This window comes from Streptomyces iconiensis (assembly GCF_028657195.3).
GTDB classification, from domain to species: Bacteria; Actinomycetota; Actinomycetes; order Streptomycetales; family Streptomycetaceae; genus Streptomyces; species Streptomyces iconiensis.
Genome location: NZ_JANCPR020000088.1, coordinates 1 through 19,594, shown reverse-complemented (window position 1 = coordinate 19,594; position 19,594 = coordinate 1). Strand labels below are relative to the sequence as shown.

Sequence of the window (19,594 nt, the reverse complement as noted above, 5' to 3'; positions counted from 1 at the left end):
TGTTTCGGTGGTCATAGCGTGAGGGAAACGCCCGGTCTCATTCCGAACCCGGAAGCTAAGCCTTTCAGCGCCGATGGTACTGCATGCGGGAGCGTGTGGGAGAGTAGGACACCGCCGAACTCCTTGTGGAGAAAGCCCCGTTGGGACACCCCAACGGGGCTTTCTTGCGTTCACCATCCCTGCCGGCAGAAAGCAGGGATTTCTTCTTCCCTACTCTGTAGTGCTATTCCCCGCGGCGTTCTCACACGGTGCAGCCGTTCACAGTCGGCCCGTTGCCTTGAGGGTCAGGTAGGCGTCGGCGAGGGACGGTGCGAGGTCTTCAGGAAGGGCATCGACGACGGTGACGCCGTAGCGCCGGAGTCGCTGTGCTGTCTCCTGGCGTTCCGCCTGGGCCTGAGAGGCTGCTGCGGCCTCGTACACGGCATCGAGCGATCCCCGGGCCCCGGCCATTTCCTGGATGCGTGGATCGGTGACCGACGCGACCAGGACATTGTGGCGCTTTGTCAGGAGCGGCAGGACAGGGAGCAGACCTTCTTCCACCGGCGCTCGATCGAGTCCCGTCAGGAGAACGAGGAGCGAGCGGTGGGGAGCGATCTTCATAGCAGCGGAAGCCAGACCTCGGGCATCCGACTCGACCAGCGCGGGCTCGATCGGGGCCATGGCGTCCACGAGAGCCGGAAGGACCTGGTTACCCGTACGGCCTTTGACGCTCGCGCGAGTGCCCCGGTCGTAGGCGAGCAGATCGACGCGGTCTCCCGCACGTGCCGCAAGCGCGGCCAGCAGGAGCGCCGCGTCCATGGACACGTCGAGGCGGGGAATGTCGCCCACACGCCCCGCTGAGGTGCGGCCCGTGTCGAGAACGAGCAGGACGCGCCGGTCCCGTTCAGGTCGCCAGGTGCGCACGGCCACGCTGGATTGCCGAGCCGTTGCGCGCCAGTCGATGGATCGGGTGTCATCGCCGGGGACGTAGGCGCGGAGGCTGTCGAACTCGGTGCCTTCGCCGCGGGTCAGGATGCTTGTGCGGCCGTCGAGTTCACGGAGGCGGGCCAGTTTCGCGGGGAGGTGCTTGCGACTGGTGAACGCCGGCAGGACGCGAACGGCCCAGGGCACGGTGTGGTGGCCCTGCCGGGCGGCGAGGCCGAGGGGGCCGTGGGAGCGGATGGTGACGCGCTCCGCTTTGCGGTCGCCTCGACGGGTGGGGCGGAGAGCGGTTGTCACACGTCGGCGTTCGCCGGCTGGAATGGTGAGTTCGTGGCGGCTCACCGTTGCCGGGGCGTCCTTGGGCCAGGCGCTGGGCGGCCAGGCATCTCGGATGTGGGTGCGCAGGGTGCGACGGGTGGGGTTCGTGACTACAAGTGAGACGCTCGCCTGTTCCCCAAGTCGAACTGAGGTATCACCGGTTCGGGTGAACGACAGCTGATTTACTGGCGCGGCCCTCGCGAGGTCGTACAGGATTGCCAGTAGCAGGGGGAGTTCGACGGCGAGAAGTCCCGTCCAGCTTGGGAGCAACAGGCCGACGAGAAGTGCGCCAAAGGCGGCGATGAGCGCCGTTCGTCCAGTGAGGGCCATCAGTCAGGTCTCGATCTCTCAGCGGGGGACCGGGACATGGGCGAGGATCGCATTGATCACGCTGTCCGGCGTGACGCCTTCCATTTCCGCTTCGGGGCGGAGCTGGATCCGGTGCCGGAGCGTGGGCAGCGCGAAAGCCTTCACATCGTCCGGGATGACGTAGTCGCGGCCGGTGAGCCAGGCCCAGGCGCGGGCTGTGGAAAGCAGAGCGGTAGCTCCTCGGGGGGAGACTCCGAGGGAGAGCGAGGGGGAATCACGAGTGGCACGGCAGATATCGACGATGTAGCCAGTGACTTCGGGAGCGACGGACGTCTTGGCGACCGCGGCACGTGCGGCTTCGATTTCGGCGGGGCCGGCGACGGCACGTACGCCGGCGGCGTGGAGGTCCCTCGGATTGAAGCCGGCAGCGTGCCGTGTGAGCACATCGACCTCTACGTCGCGTGAGGGCAGCGGGACATTCAGCTTCAGCAGAAAGCGGTCGAGCTGAGCCTCAGGCAGGGGATACGTGCCCTCGTACTCGACGGGGTTCTGGGTGGCGGCCACCAAGAACGGGTCGGGCAGCGGGCGGGGCGTGCCGTCGACCGATACCTGCTGTTCTTCCATGGCTTCCAGAAGGGATGCCTGGGTCTTCGGCGGGGTGCGGTTGATCTCGTCGGCCAGGAGCAGATTCGTGAACGCGGGGCCCGGCTGAAAGGAGAACTCTGCGGTGCGCGCGTCATAGATGAGCGAACCGGTGACGTCGCTGGGCATGAGGTCGGGGGTGAACTGAAGCCGCTTGGTGTCGAGTTCGAGGGCCGCCGCGAGAGCGCGTACTAGCAGGGTCTTCGCCACGCCCGGGACACCCTCCAAGAGCACATGGCCACGGCAGAGCAGGGCGACGACGAGACCGGTGACGGCGGCGTCCTGACCGACGACGGCCTTGGCGATCTCCTGGCGGAGCGCCTCAAGGGCGCTGCGGGCGCTGTCAGGGGAGGGGGCGCTCACGTGGGGCGGTCCTTGTCTCTCGGGGGCGGGGCGGAAGCGTCGGAAGTGACGTGCTTCTCGAACTGGTCGAGGGCGTCGGCGAGTTGGACCAGCGCAGCGTCGTTCTGCGGCGGTGGGCCGAAGAGGAGTGAGTGGATGGAAGAGCTGTCGCGCTCGGGTTCTGTAGGTGGGGAACCGCCTCGGGTGCGTTCGGCCAGCGCGGAGACGAGGATGTCGGGGGTGTGAGCCTGCGAGTGAGAAACGCCGACGAGGCGTGCGAGGCGGGTGCGGCTGGCGGAGCGCAGCGATGTGGCTGCGTGGGCGCGGGCGTTGGCCTTGCGGTAGAGACGGGCTCTGCCTTCGGTGGCCTCGGCGGCCGGGACCGCGACGGGTAGCTGTTCCTGGACGAGGGGGCCCAGCCGGCGGGCACGCCACAGGGCGGCGAGCGCTACGGCGACGGCGAGCTGGACCGCGGCCCAGGTCCAGCCTGAGGGGAGTAGATCGAAGAAGCTTCGCTCTTCGCCTTCGGGAGCAGCGGTGTCGGATGTGTTCGGGAGGTACCAGAGGAGCTGGGAGCGGGAGCCGAGCAGTTGGACGGCGAGAGAGGCATTGCCGCGATTGGCGAGGTGGTCGTTGTAGAGGAGGTCCGGGGCACCCAGGAGCACGGTGTCGCGGGTGGGGGCGGAGCTGGAGCCGTGGGAGGAAGCCGTGGGCAGGCGGAGAAGCGTCCCTTTGCCCTGACGGAGGTAGCAGCTGTCCGCCTGCTCGGTCTTGGCGGAGTACCGGAAGCCACCGAGGTCGACGTTGCCCGCGCGGCGGGCGGCTGGGAAGTCGCAGCCTGGGAGCACCGGTTGGACAGGTGTGGGGGAGGCCGTTCGTACCCCGGGGGCCAGGGCTGAGGCCGTGTCGGCGCCCGGGGCGACAAGGACGGTCCGGCCGCTGCGGAGGGCGGCTCGGCGGATCTCGTCGCGCTGGCGCTCGTTGAGGGAGTCCGGAGCCGGGACGAGAAGCGTGGTGGCGGGGTCCGTCTGGGCGAGGATCTCGGTGGAGCTGGTGAGGACCTTGGTGTGGATGCCGCGGTCGGAGAGGAGGCGGGAGACGGCTTTGCTGCCGTAGGGGTCGGCGGAGCGCGGGTCGAGCAGGCCGTGTTCGCCACCCGAGCGCAGGGCTGCGATGGTCACCCCCGCCACGGCGAGGATGGCGGCGGCAAGCAGGAGACCGCGGGCGCGGTGCCACAGCTGGTGGGCCGTCGGTGATGTGGAGGTGGTGGTGGAAGCGCTCACGCGTTGCCTCCGCGTGGGGCCGCGGAAGGCACGCGGGTCTCGGGACGGCTGAGGTGCGGAGTGGCGTGCTGCAGGGCAGTGTCCAGGTCGCGGACGCGTAGGTAGGTGGCCTGGTCGGCGGGGCGATCGGCGTAGGTGACCTCGTCGAACGCGCGGGCGGCGGCGTGGAGTTGGCCGGCGTGCTCCGGGAGGACGTGGCCGGCCTCGGTGGCTGCCTCGTCGGCCGTGCGGCCGGGGCGGGGGTCCAGGAGGGCGCGTTCCTCAAGGGCGCGGACCATGGCGCGCATGCGTTCCTGGAGGGCCTCGCTCCAGCGCCCGGCCGCGGCGTGGGTCTCGCCGGCCGCGCGGTGGTCGGCGGCGCTGCGGGGGCCTTCGGTGAAGAGGGAGGCCGAGCCCGTGGTGGGTTCGGGCCGGAGCTTGCCAAGGCGCAGGCGAAGGGCGATGACCAGGAGTACGACGACGATGAGGAGGACGGTGAGACCGACCCAGCCGCCGGGGGTGGCCTGGGCAGCGGTACTGAGGAGGTCGCTGACACGGTCCCAGATCCAGTCGAGGACGCGCTGGAGGAGGCCGGGGTCATGCTCGTGGTACTCCTGCCGGGACAGCTCACGTTCGGCGTCCTCGCGGGCGGGGAGGCGCGGGGTGGTGACGGGAACGTCGTTGTCACCGGCCAGGGCCGCCACCCTGTGCGGGGCGGCGGCCGGGCGGAGCAGGGTGTGGGCGAGTCCCCCCGTCATCGCCTCAGGTTCCCGGGGTCTGCTGGCCGGCCCCGGGGTGTGCGTAGCCGGGGACGCCTGCGGCGCGGGCCAGTTCGAGGTCGAGAGCCTCGCGGCGGATGCGCTGGTCGAGGTAGAGCAGGGCCGTGATTCCCGCGGTGAGCGGGAGCGTGACGGCGGAGGCGATGACCGAGCCGATGCCGTTGATGGTCAGGGAACTCCAGCTGACCGCTGCGGACACGCTGGTGAAGGAGCTGCCCTCGCCACTGACGAGCGCGGCGATCAGGGTGGTGGGGAGCTGAACGATGGAGGAGATGAAGAAGACCATGATGAGGGCCAGGAGCTGGATACCGAGGATGCGCCACCAGGTGCCGCGTACCAGCTTGGCCGATCGGCGCATGGAGGCGATGACACCCTGCTTCTCCAGCATCAGGGCCGGAGTGGAGAGGCAGTAGCGGATCCAGAGCCACACTCCCACCACGAGGCCGCCGAGCCCGCCGAGGAAGAAGAGGGAGGCCGCGGCGACGGGCGAGCCGGCGACCGCGGCGAGGATGCCGGGTACGAGGCAGACCGTCATGGCGGCGGTGACGAGGAGGGGGAGGAGGAGCAGGAGGCCGAGGAGGCGCAGGAGTTGGGGACGGGCGTCGCGCCAGGCTTCACCGATGGTGATCTGACGGCCGAGGACCGCGCGGCTGAAGACGACGGTGAGCATGCCTGTCGCTATGACGCTGCCCAGCACGCCGATCACGGCGGTGACGCCGACGCTGCCGAGGGCGCCGGAGAGTGCTCTGTTGAGGTCTTCGAGGCTGGGGTTCTCGTTGTTGGCGAGGGCGTCGAGTTCGTCGCCGTCGCGGAACCAGAGGGCCATGGTGACGGCCGAGACCAGTTCGGTGATGACGGCGACGGCGAGTGAGATGCCGAGAACCGTGCGCCAGTGGGCGCGCATGGTGCTGACCGAGCCGTCGAGGATCTCGCCGATGCCGAGCGGGCGCAGGGGGATGACGCCGGGCTTGGCGGCTTGCGGAGGCTGGGCCCAGGCGGTGTTCCAGCTGTTGTTCCAGCCGCTTGGGGCAGGGCCGCCGCCGTGCGGCGGTGGCGCCCCCCAGCCCGGGCCGCCGCGGTTCGGACCCTGACCTGGGCCTTGACCCGGACCTTGGCCCGGGCCCTGACCTGGGCCTTGGCCTGAGCCTGCTTGGCCCCAGCCCCAGCCCTGGCCCGGGGCGGCGGGGGGCTGTTGGGGGGCCCAGTTGCGGGGCGGCTCGTCGGCTGGGGGCCGGGGTGTTGCCTCGGCGGACGTGCGCTCCTGTTCGTCGTCCGGGGCGCCCTTCCTGGAGGGGTCGGGGTCGGACGAAGAGGATCCGGGCGAAGCCCAGCCCGGGGAGTCGTTCACGTGAGGTCACCTCGTGGTGTCGGTAGCTCCGGCGCCTGATTGGCTGCCCATCGTGCCACGGGGAGGCCCGAACGTGGCCAGGCGGGAGCTGCGGGTGACTTCTGGTGGCCCCTGGTGGCAAGGCAGACTGTGCGGATGGCTGAAGAGAGTGTCCCGGCGCTCCGCTGGGAGGAGTTGCCGGAAGGGCCGGTTGTGGTGCTCCTCGACCAGACGCGGTTGCCCGCCGAAGAGGTCGAGCTGGTGTGCACCGATGTACCGGCGCTGGTGGACGCGATCCAGTCGCTGGCCGTACGGGGTGCGCCGTTGCTGGGCATCGCGGGTGGTTACGGCGTCGCTCTGGCGGCGGCGCGGGGCTTCGATGTGGCGGACGCGGCTGAGCAGTTGGCCCGGGCGAGACCGACGGCCGTCAACCTGGCGTATGGCGCGCGGCGTGTGGAGGCGGCGCACCAGGCCGCCTCTCGTGCCGGGAGTGATTCCGGGAGGGCCGCGGCGCAGGCGCTGGCCGAGGCCAGAACGCTGCACCGGGAGGATGCCGAGGCGAGTGACCGCATCGCCGAACACGGCATCGCACTGCTTGATGAGCTGGTACCGGGGGGTGGACTGCGGATCCTCACCCACTGCAACACCGGGAGGCTGGTTTCCGGCGGGCACGGTACGGCTCTCGGCATCGTACGGGCGGTGCACAGGGCCGGTGAGCTGCGTCGGCTGTGGGTGGACGAGACCCGGCCGCTGTTGCAGGGCGCACGGCTGACCGCGTACGAGGCGGCCAGGGAAGGCATGACCTACAGCGTGCTGGCCGACGGCGCCGCCGGGTCGTTGTTCGCGGCGGGTGAGGTGGACGCCGTTGTGGTGGGCGCTGACCGGATCGCGGCCGACGGTTCGGTGGCCAACAAGGTCGGCACATACTCGCTGGCGGTGCTGGCCGGGCACCACGGGGTGCCGTTCCTGGTGGCCGCACCGGTCACGACGATGGATCCGCAGACGGAATCGGGAGACGACATCGAGGTAGAGCAGCGTCCAGGACACGAGGTGACGGAAATTCCGTGGGGACGCGGAACGGGCGGGTCTCCGGAACCCACAGGGGGGATTCCGCTGGCCCCGGTGGGCGCTCAGGCATACAACCCGGCCTTCGACGTGACGCCTCCTGAGCTGGTGACGGCCGTGGTCACGGACCGCGGAGTGGCCTCTCCCGTCACAGCGGAAAACATAGCGGTGTTGTGTTCCGCGTCACGAAGGGGATTGTCGCGATCGGCTAATGGGATGATGAACCCATGAAGGGACGCGTCCTTGTCGTCGATGACGACACCGCACTGGCAGAGATGCTTGGCATTGTGCTGCGCGGCGAAGGTTTTGAACCGTCGTTCGTAGCGGACGGCGACAAGGCGCTTGCCGCCTTTCGTGAGACCAAGCCTGATCTGGTGCTGCTCGATCTGATGTTGCCCGGGAGGGACGGCATTGAAGTGTGCCGTCTGATCCGGGCCGAGTCCGGTGTGCCGGTCGTCATGCTGACCGCCAAGACCGACACCGTTGATGTGGTGGTCGGCCTGGAGTCAGGGGCTGATGACTACATCGTCAAACCGTTCAAACCGAAGGAGCTGGTGGCGAGGATCAGGGCGCGGCTACGGCGGTCGGAGGAGCCCGCGCCGGAGCAGCTGGCCATTGGCGATCTGGTGATCGATGTGGCGGGGCACTCCGTGAAGCGGGAGGGGATGTCGATAGCGCTGACGCCCCTGGAGTTCGACCTGCTGGTGGCGCTGGCCCGTAAGCCGTGGCAGGTGTTCACGCGGGAGGTGCTGCTTGAGCAGGTGTGGGGGTACCGGCACGCGGCGGACACACGGCTGGTCAATGTGCATGTGCAGCGACTGCGTTCGAAGGTCGAGAGGGACCCGGAGCGGCCGGAGATCGTGGTGACCGTGCGTGGTGTCGGCTACAAGGCCGGACCAAGCTGACATGACCCGGAACGGCTCCGCGCCGCACCGGGGCGGTGGGGGTCGGGGCACGGGTACGGGGCGCGAGTCCGATATATCCAAGTTCGGACGCCTGTGGCGAAGTGGCGTGCTCTTCTCCGACGGGCTGCTGCCCGAGGGTGCGGCCGGGCCAGGTGCCCGGCCGATGGTGCGCTTCTTCGTCCGCTGGGTGCGCAGGCCGCTCCTGCCGGTGATGCGGCTGTGGCGCCGCAACATCCAGCTCAGGGTGGTGGTGGCCACCCTGCTGCTGTCGCTCGGTGTGGTTCTGCTGCTCGGCATCGTCGTGATCGGGCAGGTGCGCAACGGTCTGCTGGAGGCCAAGGAGAAGACCGCGCAGAGCCAGGCGGCCGGCGGGTTCACGGCGGCTCAGCAGATGGCCGACAGCGCGGGCGGCGGGCACAGCGGCACGGAGGACAGCCCCCGGGGCAGCCGGAGTGTGCAGAACACCGGTACCTGGATGAACAACCTGGTGGAGCAGCTCGCCAGCGGTGGCCAGGGCGTGTACTCGGTGGTGGCGCTCGGCTCGAAGAACAACGAGGCGCCGTTCGTCGGCACGGGCAACATCGGCACCAGAGGGCCGCGTTCCTCGGGCGACATCCGCCCGGAGGAGAGCATTCCGGCGGACCTGCGCAAGGCGCTCGATGAGCAGACCGGTACGCACCAGCGCTATGCGCGGGTTTACCGCCAGGACAAGGGCAGCGACCCCGCGCTGATCGTCGGTAAGCGGCTGAACGACGCGCGCGCCAACCCGTACCAGCTGTACTACGTCTTCCCCTTCACGCAGGAGGAGGAGTCGTTGAGCCTGGTCAAGGGCACGTTGGCGACGGCGGGAGTGTTCGTTGTCGTGCTGCTGGGGGCCATTGCCTGGCTGGTGGTGCGGCAGGTGGTCACACCCGTACGGATGGCGGCGGGGATCTCCGAGCGGCTGGCGGCGGGCAGGCTCCAGGAGCGGATGAAGGTCACGGGCGAGGACGACATCGCACGCCTGGGTGAGTCCTTCAACAAGATGGCGCAGAACCTCCAGTTGAAGATCCAGCAGCTGGAGGAGCTGTCCCGGATGCAGCGCCGGTTCGTCTCCGACGTCTCGCATGAGCTGCGTACGCCGCTGACGACGGTACGGATGGCGGCTGACGTGATCCATGAGGCGCGTGAGGACTTCGACCCGGCCACGGCACGCTCCGCCGAACTGCTGCTGGGCCAGCTCGACCGCTTCGAGTCGCTGCTGGGTGACCTCCTGGAGATCAGCCGCTTCGACGCGGGTGCGGCCAATCTGGAGGCCGGGCCCACGGACCTGCGCGATGTGGTCCACCGGGTCGTCGAGGGCGCCGAGCCGCTCGCCGACCGTAAGGGCAGCCGGATGCTTGTACGAGGCGACGAGCGCCCTGTCATGGCTGAGATGGACAGCCGCAGAATCGAACGGGTGCTGCGGAACCTGGTGGACAACGCGGTCGAACACGGTGAGGGGCGCGATGTCGTCGTCCGGCTCGCGACCGGCGGAGGCGCCGTGGCTGTGGCCGTGCGCGACTACGGCGTCGGCCTCAAGGAGGGTGAGGCGGAGCGCGTCTTCAACCGCTTCTGGCGGGCGGACCCCGCGCGTGCCCGTACGACGGGGGGGACCGGGCTCGGCCTGTCGATCGCGATCGAGGACGCCCGGCTGCACGGTGGGTGGCTGTGCGCGTGGGGTGAGCCGGGGGACGGCTCGCAGTTCGTGCTGACGCTGCCGTGCACGGCGGGGGAGCAGCTACGGGGGTCGCCGCTGTCGCTGGAGCCCGCCGATTCACGGCGCAGGCGAGGACTGGACGTACACGTTCCGGCGCAGTCGCGGGCGGCTTCCGACGCGCGTGTGACCGCCGGGGGAGCCGTTTCGGACGATCAGGAGGGCAACGGGGATGGCAACTGAGCCCCCGGCGGACCGTAGGGAGCACGCCCGGTCGGCGGGCGCTCCGGAGTACGCGCCCTCATGGACGGTGGCGGAGCGCCGCAGGACGAAGCGCAGGGGGCGGCCGGCGGTATATGCGGTGCCGGCCGCGCTCGCCGTCCTGCTGTCCGGGTGCGCTTCGATGCCGGATGACGGCAACGTCGACCACGTCAATTCGTCGCACCGCGCGGAGAGCGATTCGCAGGTGCGGGTCTACAGCGTCAGTCCGCAGAAGGGCGAGTCGCCGCAGCAGATCGTGCGCGGTTTCCTGGAGGCCACGACCAGCGACGAGGCGGAGTTCCCGACGGCGCGCGAGTACCTGACGCCCCAAATGGAGCGTAACTGGGACCCGTTCGAGAGCACGACGGTTCTCTCGAACGGGCCGACAGCGCGTAAGGCGCCCAGGGGCGCGGTGGGCAAGAACGGTTACGCGGTGGAGGTCTCCGGCACCCGGATGGCGGAGGTCGACGGCAAGCATGCCTACTCGCCCTCGGAGGGCGCGTACGGAGAGACGTTCCATCTGACCAAGGTCGACGGTCAGTGGCGCATCGACCGGATGCCGGACGGGCTTGTGCTGGGGGAGTCCGACTTCCAGCGCATCTACCGCCCGATCAACACGTACTACTACGCGCAGCTCGGGTACGACGCCGAATCGATCACGGACGGCCAGAACGTGCTCGTCGCCGACCCGGTGTATCTGCGGCGGCGCATAAATCCGGTCACGGAGACGGTTTCCGCTCTGCTCCAGGGACCCTCCGGGTGGATCGATCCGGTCGTCACCTCCTCCTTCCCCCGGGGCACGCGCCTCGCGGCCGGGCAACGGCACCTGTCCCTCGACGACTCGGGAGTGCTGCGGGTGCGGCTGAACAGCAAGGGTGCGAAGGCCGGGAGCAAGCAGTGCGTCAGGATGGCGGCGCAGGTGCTGCACACCGTGCAGGACCAGGCGTCGGCCAAGGTCAGCAAGGTGGAGCTGGCCGGGCCCGGGCCCAAGGGCCGTGGCCTCTGTGAGCAGACACGCGAAGAGGTCGACACGTACGAGCCGGGCCGGCTCAACGGGAGTGCGAAGCGGGCCTACTTCATCGACAAGGACCACAAGGTCGCCGCGTTCGGACGCAAGAGCGAGCGGCCCGAGTCTGTCGAGGGGCCCCTCGGCAGCGGGCGTGTGGAGATGGGCGCCGTCGCGGTGAACCGGCTGGAGAGCGAGGGCGCCGCCATATCGCGAGGCCGCCGTTCGCTCTATGTCGCCTCGCTGGAGGACAGCACCGCCACCACGCTGGGCGACCCGGTACTGATCAGCAAGGCGAAGCGGGAGAACGACCGGCTGACGGCGCCCAGTTGGGACGGCCTGGGCGACCTGTGGGTGGCCGACCGTGACCCGAGGAACCCCCGGCTGCTGCGGTTGCGAGGCGGCAAGGAGGAGCCCGAGGAGGTGCGCGTTCCCGGCCTCGGCAAGGACGAGCGCATCGAATCGCTGCGGATCGCCTCGGACGGGGTGCGCATAGCGCTGCGCGTGCGAGGGGCGGACGGGCAGGTCTCGTTGCAGCTCGGACGTGTCGTGCGCGGCGGAACGGCGAAGAAGCCCGAGGTGGCGGTGGCCGAACTGCGCCCCGTTGCACCGCAGTTGGAGGATGTGACAGCTGCCTCGTGGGCGGGCGGCAGCAGGCTCGTTGTGGTGGGGCGCGAGTCCGGGGGCGTGCAGCAGCTCCAGTACATGGAGACGGACGGCTCCGTCTCGGACCAGCCGACCCTGCCGGGCATCAACGACGTGACGGGCGTCGCCGCCTCGGAGGACGAGAGCCGGCCGCTGCTGGCCGACTCCGAGGGCGGGATCGTCCGGCTGCCGCCGGATGCCAACTGGAAGACCTTGACGGAGAGCGGCTCGACGCCGGCCTATCCCGGCTGACCTCCCCACGGTGCTGTTGACCTGCGCTTACGTTCAGCGGGGCGCGAGCCAACCGGCTTGGCGCGCAAGGCTGTTCGTATCGGGCGTGCGGTGGCGCGGGAAGTTATCCACAGGGGTGGTGGGCCCGCCGCCCGACTGCGACAGTTGGAGACATGCGGGAGTCATGGCAAGGGCTCCGGCAGGAACTCGCAGGTCTGGTGCTGCCCATGGGGTGTGCCGGTTGCGGTCTGGCCCGAGTGCGGGACCGCTTGTGTGACGAGTGCAGCAGCGTGCTGGAAGGCGCGGTGCCGCGACGGGTATGGCCGTCGCCGGTGCCGTCCGGGCTACCTCGTGTGTACGGAGCACTGACGTACGCCGGCGAGGTACGGGCCGCGCTGCTCGCTCACAAGGAGCGCGGCGCTCTGGGACTGGCCGCGCCACTGGGCGCGGCGCTCGCGGGCGCCGTCAGGATGGCCTCTCGCGAGGCGAGGGGCATGGACACGATTCCGGGAATGCGCGGGTGCACCCGTGTGCGCCGGTCCTGGCCGCCGGTGACCCTGGTGCCGGTGCCGTCGGCGCGCAGGGCCGTCGCGGGGCGCGGGCATGATCCGGTGCGGCGCATGGCGCTGGTCGCGGCGCGGACATTGCGGCGGGAGGGGGTGCCCGCGCGGGTGCTGAGCGTGCTGCGGCAGCGGCGGATCGTGGCCGACCAGGCAGGGCTGAGCGCCGCGCAGAGGGCCGCCAACGTCGCCGGGGCCCTGGAGGTGGTGCCAGGTGGCGAGAGCCTGCTGGGTGCGGGAGAGAGCGTGCTGGTGGACGATTTGATGACAACGGGGGCCTCGCTCACCGAGGCCGCGCGAGCACTGGGAGGTGTGACGGGCGCCGCGGTCCTGGCCGTGCGCTCAGCTGGGTGACCAGCAGCTTCAGAGGGCAGCCTGGGAAACGTGACCGGAACTTGCAGTGGGCCCCTACCGTTGCAGGTAGTACGAGGTAATCGTCCCCTGAACGGAGGTACGTGCCGGTAGGGGGTGCCGTCGCTCCCTCGCTGGAGGTACGTTCGGATTGGGTGGCGATCTTCCCTACGGGGGAGGAGGAGGTGAAACTCGCAAGCCGACCTTGTGCCGGAGAGTGATCGGCGGAAGGCCGAACCTCCGGTGTCAGTGCACCAAGGACGCTTCGCACGGAAGTCTGCGGAGCTGTCCGGGAACGGAGTTCTGCGTGGACATCGTCGTCAAGGGCCGCAAGACAGAGGTGCCCGACCGGTTCCGCAAGCACGTGGCCGAGAAGCTGGAGAAGATCAAGAAGCTCGACGGAAAGGTGATCAACCTTGATGTCGAGGTGTGCAAGGAGCACAACCCCCGGCAGGCCGACCGTTCCGACAGGGTGGAGATCACCCTGCGTACCCGTGGACCGGTCATCCGTGCGGAGGCGGCAGCTTCCGATCCCTACGCGGCACTGGACCTGGCGTCCAGCAAGCTGGAAGCGCGCCTGCGCAAGCAGGCCGACAAGCGCCGCGTCCACCGTGGAGGGAACCGCGCACCGATGAGTGTGGCGGCGGCAACCGCACACCTCGCGTCGGAACTCAACGGAGAACTCGATGCGGCTGCTCGCCCGGCGGCTGCTCCCGAGCAAGGTGACGGGCAGCCGGTGATCACCAAGATGGGGTCGCTGGAGGTCCAGGGAGAGGGGCCGCTCGTCGTCCGTGAGAAGACGCACGCCGCAGCGCCCATGTCGCTCGACCAGGCGCTTTACGAGATGGAGTTGGTCGGACACGACTTCTATCTGTTCGTCGACTCCGAGACCAAGCAGCCCAGTGTCGTCTACAGGCGGCACGGATACGACTACGGCGTGATCCACCTGGAGTCGGACCCGCTCGTCGAGGCACCGCCGCCCGGCGCAGGCGGCGCGCTCCTCGGCTGACACGGCCCGCGAGCCACCGGTTGGATGCTCGCGCCCCCGGCAGGATCTCGGACCAGGCCGGGGGCGTAGGCATGAGTAACATCATGACCTACACCAACCGCCTTTCTCCGTAGCTGGGTTGGTGCGGCATAGGGTGCAGGGGGAGGAACCATGGTGGACAGCTTCGGGCCAGCGATGCCCATGCCCGATGCACACCCGGGTCCGGCGGAGGAGGAGCCCGGCGAGCGGGAGCGGCGCAAGGAACCCATTCGGGTCCTCGTCGTCGATGACCACGCTCTCTTCCGGCGCGGCCTGGAGATCGTCCTCGCGCAGGAGGAGGACATCGAGGTCATCGGGGAGGCAGGAGACGGGGCCGAGGCGGTGGACAAGGCCGCCGACCTGTTGCCCGACATCGTGCTGATGGATGTGCGGATGCCCAAGCGCGGCGGGATCGAGGCATGCACCTCCATCAAGGAGGTCGCCCCCAGCGCGAAGATCATCATGCTGACCATCAGCGATGAGGAGGCCGACCTCTACGACGCCATCAAGGCGGGAGCGACCGGCTATCTGCTCAAGGAGATCTCCACCGACGAGGTCTCCACCGCCATCCGGGCCGTGGCGGACGGGCAGTCCCAGATCAGCCCTTCGATGGCGGCGAAGCTGCTCACCGAGTTCAAGTCGATGATCCAGCGCACCGACGAGAGCAAGCTCGTGCCGGCGCCGAAGCTCACGGAGCGGGAGCTGGAGGTGCTCAAGCTCGTCGCTACGGGGATGAACAACCGGGACATCGCCAAGGAGTTGTTCATCAGCGAGAACACCGTCAAGAACCATGTGCGCAACATCCTGGAGAAGCTGCAGCTGCACTCCAGGATGGAGGCCGTGGTGTACGCGATGCGGGAGAAGATTCTCGAAATCCGCTGACGGGCGCGGTCGTTGCGGTGGGCGCTGCCGGGGCGTTCCAGGAGGACTCGGGGCGCTCAGAGCCCGAGGGCTGCCAGGGCTTCCTGGAGGTGGGGGCGCAGGTTCCCGGGGGCGCACCGTTCGACGCGTACGGCGTCGCAGCCGACCCAATTGGCCGCCTCGCGCAGGGCCTGTGCCATGGGCTCGACCGCCTTGTCGTCCAGCAGCGAGAGCTGGCGTGCGACGAGCGTGGTGCCCTCGCGGGCCGGGTCCACACGGCCGCGCAGCCTGCCGCCCGCGAGGAGCGGCATCGTGAAGTAGCCGTGCACCCGCTGCGGCTTGGGGACGTACGCCTCCAGGCGGTGGGTGAAGCCGAATACGCGCTCGGTGCGTGCTCTGTCCCAGATCAGTGAGTCGAAGGGGGACAGGAGCGTGGTGCGGTGCCGCCCCCTGGGTACGGTCGCCAGGGCCGCGGGGTCGGCCCAGGCGGGCTTGTTCCAGCCGCGTACCTCGACCGGCACCAGTCCCGTGCCGGGCAGCGCGGCCTCCACCTGGTCGTTCTTGAGGCGGTGGTAGTCCGCGAGGTCGGCGCGGGTGGCGACGCCCAGCGCGGCACCCGCCTGCGCGACGAGGCGGCGCAGGCACTCGTCGTCGTCGAGGTCGTCGTGCAGCAGGGCATCGGGTACGGCGCGCTCGGCGAGATCGTAGATCCGCTTCCAGCCGCGGCGTTCGGCGACCACGACCTCGCCGATGTCCAGCAGCCACTCCACCGCGATCTTGCTCTCGGACCAGTCCCACCATTCGCCGCCGTTGCGCCCGCCGCCCAGGCCGGCCGTGGTCAGCGGCCCCTCGGACTTGAGCCGGTCGCGCACCGCGGCGCAGGAACCCTCGCGGTCCCGCATCATGTGCCAGCGCCGCCCCCGCCGGCGGAACGCGCGCCGCCGGAAGGCGAAGTGCGGCCACTCCTCGATGGGCAGCACACAGGCGGCATGGGACCAGTACTCGAAACTGTGCGTGTCCGACCAGTACGCGGACTCCACCGCCTGCCGGCCGACGGCGCCCAGCCGCGCGTAGGGCACCAGCTCGTGCGAACGGGCCAGTACCGAGATCGTGTCGAGCTGGACCGCGCCGAGGTGCCGCAGCACGCCGCGCACCCCGGCGCGGCGGTCGGGGGCGCCGAGCAGGCCCTGGGCCCGCAGTGCGATACGGCGCGCTTCGTCGGCGGTGAGGGTGAGTTCGGGGCCTGGCAGCCCGGGAGTGGTGATGCCGGAGGTCATGCGGCACACGATAAGTGCGGCCTCTGACAACGCACTTCACGAGGCCCCTGGCGAAGCACTTCACGAGGCCCTGGCAACGCGCCCCGTTCAGCGCGAGGGGAGGTACGGGGTCGCCTGGGTGTGGCCGCGGTCCGAGGGGAGCAGTGCGGCGACGCGGGCGTCACGTCGTGTTCCCCTGTGCACGATGCGTGCCCGCTGGATGCCCTCGTCCACGAATCCGATGCGCAGGGCGACCGCGTGTGATCCCTCGTTGTCCGCCTGGGCGATCCACTCCATGCGTTCGACACCCAGCGCGGTGAACGCCCAGTCCACGACGGCGCGGCCCGCCTCCGTGGTGTAGCCCTTGCGCCGCTGCCCGCGTGCGGTCCAGAAGCCCAGTTCGGCCTGGCGCTCCGGCGTGCGCAGCTGAGCGAGGCCGACGAGGCCCATGGAGCCGACGAGATCGCCACTGTGTGTGAAGACGCCGAAGTTGTACAGCGTGTCCTCGCGCCAGCCCGACGGGCTCACCTCGCGGACGAACTCCTCGGCGTCCTTGAGCCGGTACGGGTCGGGCAGCGGAAGGAAGCGCAGGATGCCGGGATCGTTGCAGGCCGCGGCGACCGCCTCCTCGTCCCGTTCCTCGAAGGGGCGCAGGAACAGGCGCGCGGTCCGCAGTGTGACGGGTTCCATGTCCCGATTGTGCCGCCCGTCCCTTCGGCACCTTGAAGGGCTCCGGCACGTTGGGGGTACAGGGGCAGTCGTCCCTCGCATACGATGGCCGGTGCGGCAAGGCCCTCAAGGAGAGGACCGCGTGTCCGCGCACAGACTGTGCAGACCGTGCCAGGCCCGACCGGCAAGGAGCCACCCTAAGTGTCCGTCTTCGGCAAGCTCATGCGCGCAGGTGAAGGGAAGATCCTGCGCAAGCTGGACCGCATCGCGCGGCAGGTGAATTCCATCGAAGAGGACTTCGTCGGCCTGTCGGACGCAGAGCTGCGAGCCCTCACGGACGAGTACAAGGAGCGGTACGCCGACGGCGAGAGCCTCAACGACCTGATGCCGGAGGCGTTCGCCACCATCCGCGAGGCCGCCAAGCGCGTGCTCGGTGAGCGGCACTTCGACGTGCAGCTCATGGGCGGCGCGGCACTGCACCTCGGGTACGTCGCCGAGATGAAGACCGGTGAGGGCAAGACCCTGGTCAGCACGCTCCCCGCGTATCTGAACGCGATCTCGGGTGACGGCGTGCACATCGTCACGGTCAACGACTACCTCGCACAGCGTGACTCCGAGTGGATGGGCCGTGTGCACCGTTTCCTCGGTCTTGAGGTCGGTTGCATCGTCGCCAACATGACCCCGGCGCAGCGCCGTGAGCAGTACGCGTGCGACATCACCTACGGCACGAACAACGAGTTCGGATTCGACTACCTGCGCGACAACATGGCGTGGTCGAAGGACGAACTGGTGCAACGCGGACATAACTTCGCGATCGTCGATGAGGTCGACTCGATCCTCATCGACGAGGCACGTACGCCTCTGATCATTTCTGGCCCCGCTGACCAGGCCACCAAGTGGTACAGCGACTTCGCCAAGCTGGTGAAGCGGCTGGAGAAGGGCGAGGCGGGCGATCCTCGTACGCAGAAGCCGGAGACCGGCGACTACGAGATCGACGAGAAGAAGCGCACCGTCGCCATCCATGAGGCGGGCGTCGCCAAGGTCGAGGACTGGCTGGGGATCGACAACCTCTACGAGTCGGTCAACACCCCGCTCGTGGGCTACCTCAACAACGCGATCAAGGCCAAGGAGCTCTACAAGAACGACAAGGACTACGTCGTCATGGACGGCGAGGTCATGATCGTTGACGAGCACACCGGCCGTATCCTCGCGGGCCGCCGCTACAACGAGGGCATGCACCAGGCGATCGAGGCGAAGGAAGGGGTGGAGATCAAGGATGAGAACCAGACGCTCGCGACGATCACCCTGCAGAACTTCTTCCGCCTCTACAACACCCTGTCGGGCATGACCGGTACGGCGATGACCGAGGCGGCCGAGTTCTACCAGATCTACAAGCTCGGTGTGGTCCCGATCCCGACCAACCGTCCGCTGGCCCGCGCCGACCAGGCCGACCTGATCTACCGCACCGAGGTCGCCAAGTTCGACGCCGTCGTGGACGACATCGCGGAGAAGCACGAGAAGGGCCAGCCGATCCTGGTCGGCACCACCTCGGTCGAGAAGTCCGAGTACCTCTCCAAGCAGCTCACCAAGCGCGGTGTCACGCACCAGGTGCTGAACGCCAAGAACCACGAGCGTGAGGCGCTCATCGTCGCGGAGGCGGGCCGCAGGGGCTCTGTCACGGTCGCGACGAACATGGCGGGGCGCGGTACCGACATCAAGCTCGGCGGCAACGCCGAGGGCATGGCCGAGAACCAGCTGCGCGAGCGCGGTCTCGACCCGGTCGAGCACGTCGAGGAGTGGGCCGCAGCGCTGCCCGCCGTGCTGGAGGAGGCCGAGAAGTCGGTCAAGTCGGACGTGGACGAGGTCAAGGAGCTCGGCGGGCTGTACGTCCTGGGCACCGAGCGGCACGAGTCACGCCGTATCGACAACCAGCTGCGCGGCCGTTCCGGCCGTCAGGGCGACCCCGGCGAATCGCGCTTCTACTTGTCGCTCGGTGACGACCTGATGCGGCTGTTCAAGGCCCAGATGGTCGAGCGCGTCATGTCGATGGCCAACGTGCCCGACGACGTGCCGATCGAGAACAAGATGGTGACCCGCGCCATCGCCTCGGCCCAGTCGCAGGTCGAGCAGCAGAACTTCGAGATCCGCAAGAACGTCCTCAAGTACGACGAGGTCCTCAACCGGCAGCGCGAGGTCATCTACGGCGAGCGCCGCCGCGTCCTGGAGGGCGAGGACCTGCACGAGCAGGTGCGGCACTTCATGGACGACACCATCGAGGCGTACGTCCAGGCGGAGACCGTCGAGGGTTTCGCCGAGGAATGGGACATGGACCGGCTGTGGAGCGCCTTCAAGCAGCTCTACCCGGTCAAGGTCACCGTTGAGGAGATGGAGGAGGCCGCGGGCGACCGCGAGGGCATCACCTCCGACTTCATCATCGAGTCGATCAAGGACGACATCCACGAGCAGTACGACGCGCGCGAGGCCGAGCTGGGCTCGGACATCATGCGTGAGCTGGAGCGGCGCGTGGTCCTCTCGGTCCTCGACCGCAAGTGGCGCGAGCACCTCTACGAGATGGACTATCTCCAGGAGGGCATCGGCCTGCGTGCGATGGCCCAGAAGGACCCGCTGGTCGAGTACCAGCGCGAGGGCTACGACATGTTCCAGGCCATGATGGAGGGCATCAAGGAGGAGTCCGTCGGCTATCTGTTCAACCTGGAGGTCCAGGTCGAGCAGCAGGTCGAGGAGATTCCGGTCGAGGACGCCAAGCCCGTGCCGTCGCTCGACAAGAAGGAGTCCCGCGACGCGGTCCCGGCCGGCGGCGGGCCCGCACCCTCCATCCGGGCCAAGGGCCTTGAGGCGCCCCAGCGGCCCGACCGCCTCCACTTCTCGGCGCCGACGGCCGAAGGCGGCGTCGTCGAGGGCGAGATGGACGCGGGCGGCACCGACGGCGACGACGAGGCGGGGCCCGTACGGTCCCAGGCCGACGGGATGACCCGTGCCGAGCGCCGCAAGGCCCAGAAGGGCCGCAAGAAGCGCAAGTAGCGCGCCGTCGCGCCGCTGCGGCGGTGTGCGGCGGGCGTTCCGCCGTGGCGCGGAAGACGGTCTCCCGTTGTGACGCGGGATCCGTTGTGAAGCGGTGCAGGGCGGCGTAGGACAGAGCAGAGAGGGCCGGACACCCCAGG

At 69.2% G+C, this 19,594-nt stretch carries 15 protein-coding genes and 1 rRNA gene; 9 read left to right on the top strand and 7 right to left on the bottom strand.

Features of this window, described 5'->3' with window-relative positions; all coding sequences use genetic code 11:
• The first annotated feature begins 3 nt into the window (after nucleotides 1-3).
• A 5S ribosomal RNA gene (gene rrf / locus NMN56_RS42060) occupies nucleotides 4-120 on the top strand.
• Between the two features lie 138 nt (nucleotides 121-258).
• Here the strand turns inward: rrf and NMN56_RS42055 are convergent.
• From NMN56_RS42055 to NMN56_RS42035, 5 genes are read right to left on the bottom strand one after another with little or no spacing between them, the layout of a single operon-like run.
• On the bottom strand, nucleotides 259-1,569 hold the full coding sequence (locus NMN56_RS42055) for a DUF58 domain-containing protein (protein WP_274047568.1): 1,311 nt from the start codon (nucleotides 1,567-1,569) through the stop codon (nucleotides 259-261).
• Nucleotides 1,570-1,587: 18 nt separating this feature from the next.
• Nucleotides 1,588-2,553 (bottom strand): AAA family ATPase, encoded by a 966-nt coding sequence (locus tag NMN56_RS42050; RefSeq protein WP_274047569.1) that lies wholly within the window; start codon nucleotides 2,551-2,553, stop codon nucleotides 1,588-1,590.
• Nucleotides 2,550-3,815 (bottom strand): DUF4350 domain-containing protein, encoded by a 1,266-nt coding sequence (locus NMN56_RS42045; protein ID WP_274047571.1) that lies wholly within the window; start codon nucleotides 3,813-3,815, stop codon nucleotides 2,550-2,552. The genes NMN56_RS42050 and NMN56_RS42045 overlap by 4 nt, the downstream gene beginning before the upstream one ends.
• Nucleotides 3,812-4,552, bottom strand: coding sequence for a DUF4129 domain-containing protein (locus NMN56_RS42040; RefSeq protein ID WP_274047572.1), 741 nt, complete (start codon nucleotides 4,550-4,552; stop codon nucleotides 3,812-3,814). Before NMN56_RS42040 ends, NMN56_RS42045 begins: the two co-directional genes overlap by 4 nt.
• 4 nt (nucleotides 4,553-4,556) lie before the next feature.
• Entirely contained in the window at nucleotides 4,557-5,921 is a 1,365-nt protein-coding gene (locus NMN56_RS42035; protein WP_274047573.1) for a DUF7847 domain-containing protein, read from the bottom strand.
• Nucleotides 5,922-6,056: 135 nt separating this feature from the next.
• Here NMN56_RS42035 and mtnA point away from each other — a divergent pair, with 135 nt between their 5' ends.
• The 7 genes from mtnA to NMN56_RS42000 all read left to right on the top strand — a co-directional run bounded on the left by mtnA (nucleotide 6,057) and on the right by NMN56_RS42000 (nucleotide 14,508).
• Nucleotides 6,057-7,196, top strand: a complete 1,140-nt coding sequence (gene mtnA / locus NMN56_RS42030; RefSeq protein ID WP_274047574.1) for an S-methyl-5-thioribose-1-phosphate isomerase — start codon at nucleotides 6,057-6,059, stop codon at nucleotides 7,194-7,196.
• Nucleotides 7,193-7,870, top strand: a complete 678-nt coding sequence (gene mtrA / locus NMN56_RS42025) for a two-component system response regulator MtrA (RefSeq protein ID WP_274047575.1) — start codon at nucleotides 7,193-7,195, stop codon at nucleotides 7,868-7,870. The genes mtnA and mtrA overlap by 4 nt, the downstream gene beginning before the upstream one ends.
• A 1-nt stretch (nucleotide 7,871) precedes the next feature.
• On the top strand, nucleotides 7,872-9,788 hold the full coding sequence (gene mtrB / locus NMN56_RS42020) for an MtrAB system histidine kinase MtrB (RefSeq protein WP_274047576.1): 1,917 nt from the start codon (nucleotides 7,872-7,874) through the stop codon (nucleotides 9,786-9,788).
• The gene (locus tag NMN56_RS42015) at nucleotides 9,778-11,709 is read left to right on the top strand and encodes an LpqB family beta-propeller domain-containing protein (protein ID WP_274047577.1); all 1,932 of its coding nucleotides are present in this window, start codon (nucleotides 9,778-9,780) and stop codon (nucleotides 11,707-11,709) included. The genes mtrB and NMN56_RS42015 overlap by 11 nt, the downstream gene beginning before the upstream one ends.
• A gap of 152 nt (nucleotides 11,710-11,861) precedes the next feature.
• Nucleotides 11,862-12,602, top strand: a complete 741-nt coding sequence (locus tag NMN56_RS42010; protein ID WP_274047579.1) for a ComF family protein — start codon at nucleotides 11,862-11,864, stop codon at nucleotides 12,600-12,602.
• A gap of 304 nt (nucleotides 12,603-12,906) precedes the next feature.
• The gene (hpf, locus tag NMN56_RS42005) at nucleotides 12,907-13,608 is read left to right on the top strand and encodes a ribosome hibernation-promoting factor, HPF/YfiA family (protein ID WP_274047581.1); all 702 of its coding nucleotides are present in this window, start codon (nucleotides 12,907-12,909) and stop codon (nucleotides 13,606-13,608) included.
• Nucleotides 13,609-13,758: 150 nt separating this feature from the next.
• On the top strand, nucleotides 13,759-14,508 hold the full coding sequence (locus NMN56_RS42000) for a response regulator (RefSeq protein WP_430542848.1): 750 nt from the start codon (nucleotides 13,759-13,761) through the stop codon (nucleotides 14,506-14,508).
• A 56-nt stretch (nucleotides 14,509-14,564) separates the two neighbouring features.
• Here the strand turns inward: NMN56_RS42000 and NMN56_RS41995 are convergent, their stop codons facing one another.
• Nucleotides 14,565-15,764, bottom strand: coding sequence for a winged helix-turn-helix domain-containing protein (locus NMN56_RS41995; RefSeq protein ID WP_274047582.1), 1,200 nt, complete (start codon nucleotides 15,762-15,764; stop codon nucleotides 14,565-14,567).
• 87 nt (nucleotides 15,765-15,851) lie between these two features.
• A complete protein-coding gene (locus NMN56_RS41990) occupies nucleotides 15,852-16,433 on the bottom strand; it encodes a GNAT family N-acetyltransferase (RefSeq protein WP_274047583.1) in 582 nt (193 codons plus the stop codon).
• Nucleotides 16,434-16,613: 180 nt separating this feature from the next.
• Between NMN56_RS41990 and secA the strand changes: the two genes are divergently transcribed.
• A complete protein-coding gene (gene secA / locus NMN56_RS41985; protein ID WP_274047585.1) occupies nucleotides 16,614-19,454 on the top strand; it encodes a preprotein translocase subunit SecA in 2,841 nt (946 codons plus the stop codon).
• Nucleotides 19,455-19,594 lie beyond the last annotated feature (140 nt).

Excerpts from the sequence above, each read along its gene's own strand:
- mtnA (WP_274047574.1), top strand. The coding sequence starts at position 6,057 with ATGGCTGAAGAGAGTGTCCCGGCGCTCCGCTGGGAGGAGTTGCCGGAA.
- NMN56_RS42055 (WP_274047568.1), bottom strand. The coding sequence starts at position 1,569 with ATGGCCCTCACTGGACGAACGGCGCTCATCGCCGCCTTTGGCGCACTT.
- NMN56_RS41990 (WP_274047583.1), bottom strand. The coding sequence starts at position 16,433 with ATGGAACCCGTCACACTGCGGACCGCGCGCCTGTTCCTGCGCCCCTTC.
- NMN56_RS42000 (WP_430542848.1), top strand. The coding sequence starts at position 13,759 with ATGGTGGACAGCTTCGGGCCAGCGATGCCCATGCCCGATGCACACCCG.
- NMN56_RS42010 (WP_274047579.1), top strand. The coding sequence starts at position 11,862 with ATGCGGGAGTCATGGCAAGGGCTCCGGCAGGAACTCGCAGGTCTGGTG.
- mtrA (WP_274047575.1), top strand. The coding sequence starts at position 7,193 with ATGAAGGGACGCGTCCTTGTCGTCGATGACGACACCGCACTGGCAGAG.
- NMN56_RS42040 (WP_274047572.1), bottom strand. The coding sequence starts at position 4,552 with ATGACGGGGGGACTCGCCCACACCCTGCTCCGCCCGGCCGCCGCCCCG.
- mtrB (WP_274047576.1), top strand. The coding sequence starts at position 7,872 with ATGACCCGGAACGGCTCCGCGCCGCACCGGGGCGGTGGGGGTCGGGGC.
- NMN56_RS42015 (WP_274047577.1), top strand. The coding sequence starts at position 9,778 with ATGGCAACTGAGCCCCCGGCGGACCGTAGGGAGCACGCCCGGTCGGCG.
- NMN56_RS41995 (WP_274047582.1), bottom strand. The coding sequence starts at position 15,764 with ATGACCTCCGGCATCACCACTCCCGGGCTGCCAGGCCCCGAACTCACC.